We start from the raw sequence: 1,704 nt of genomic DNA, 5'->3' as shown, positions 1-1,704 counted from the left end.
GAAAAACTTAACGTCGTGTCCGGGATTAGTTGACCACTACACCTCCTACCGAGATGTTCAGCCAGCATAATCATTCCTTCCTTGAACTTTTAATTTTTAAACGACCCACACCCGGTATTGAAGGCGCGATTGCTCTGCTTGAGTTGATATCGTTAGAAAAACAAATCGATCTTAGGGAGGTGCAACATGAATGGATCTAGGACTTGTCTGAAAACAGCTCGGAAAACCCTGCATTGCGCCGATGATCAACACCACAGAGCATTGCGCGCACCTCAGGATCTTCGCTGACCGGCGCTAAAAGAGACTGCGACCGCTCCAGATGATCCAGGTGTAACGATGCGCCTTCGTAGTCTGGCGAAGGGCTCCTCGCGCTATCGAACTTATGGGGGAGCACCAGCATTGACTGACGAGTACAGGAAAAGCCCAACTACAAAATGAAAAAGTAGCCGGCCAACCCGTGATGGGCTGACCGCGATCTTTTGTCGCTAACTAAACGAGTCAATATCCAACTGACAGGGCACGCCGATGACGCGACTTCTCTTGATTTCCACGATCTCCCGCTCGTAATCACGCGCAGGGGGCTGCATTAATGAGCTGCGGGGATGAAACACATCACCGGATAGCGAAAGCCCGCTGGGTGGCGAGCTAAAACTACGTCGATTTACCAGCTCCCATAGGGGATTCCGTATTGTTCGACATAGCGTTTGGAGGCTTCCGTCTGGGGATGGTAGTGTCCGCCTGACTGACCAAGGTATGGCCCCTGGGGCTCTATTTCCGCTTGGCCGCGTGCGACTTTGACCGGATGCATACATTTATCTTCCACCCAGACCTGCACCATGCCACCCGGCGCAAGGCCTAACAAAACGGCGACTCCTGTACGAAACTCCTTTATTTCTGGATGCTCTTGGCAACTTTGGGTCAGGGCATCACGCATGACCTGCCGCGCACTTTCCGGTATTTCAATCCAGCCTTGATAGGTTTGCGGTTCGACAACCGATTGCCAGCGCACATAGATGCGCACCGGCAGTTTGGCATCCAGTACTGTCCTGTAGTTTCCCCCAACTGTTCGGGCCCAGCCACGGGCCAGCTCAGTGCCATTTTTCCCTCCGCCGGCAGCGCCTCCACTGCCAATCCGACGATACAGGTTCCCATCGACATCGACGGTAGCGCTGTCCTCAACCCAGCCTTCCATCGAATAAGGCGTGACAAAGCCTATTTCCCAGGGCACAGCGTCGGGATCTGAGTGCCCCCAGGACTGGCCCGAGGTCTGGCAGCCGCTCAGTAACAAGGCTCCCAACAAAATCCATAGTGTTCTNCGGGATCTGAGTGCCCCCAGGACTGGCCCGAGGTCTGGCAGCCGCTCAGTAACAAGGCTCCCAACAAAATCCATAGTGTTCTCATAATCGTGACTCCTAGTCGGGGACATGGGGATGCTGCACGCGGATTCCGTCCGTGGTGGGTGCATTAATGAGCTGTGGGGATGGAACCCGTCACCGGATAGCGAACGCCCGCCGAGTGGCGAGCTAAAACTACGACGATTTACCAGCTCCCATAGGGGATTCCGTACTTTTCGACATAGCGTTTGGAGGCTTCCGATTGCGGAAAGTAACTTCCGCCTGAGAGCCCTAGATCAGGTCCCTTGGGCTCTATCTCAGCCTGACCTCGTGCGACTTTGACTAGATTCATACACTCATCTTCCACCCA

1 protein-coding gene is annotated in these 1,704 nt (G+C 54.3%); it reads right to left on the bottom strand.

From position 1 onward, the window contains the following. Positions 1-661: 661 nt before the first annotated feature. Positions 662-1,336: a DUF2931 family protein gene (locus tag HYI44_RS29095; RefSeq protein ID WP_225571204.1), complete on the bottom strand. Its 675-nt coding sequence runs from the start codon at positions 1,334-1,336 to the stop codon at positions 662-664. Between the last annotated feature and the right edge of the window lie 368 nt (positions 1,337-1,704).

The organism is Pseudomonas sp. Y24-6 (assembly GCF_020295325.1).
Taxonomy (GTDB): Bacteria; Pseudomonadota; Gammaproteobacteria; order Pseudomonadales; family Pseudomonadaceae; genus Aquipseudomonas; species Aquipseudomonas gregormendelii.
The sequence above is the reverse complement of the archived record's forward strand: the minus strand, read 5'-3'. Positions and strand labels throughout refer to the sequence as shown.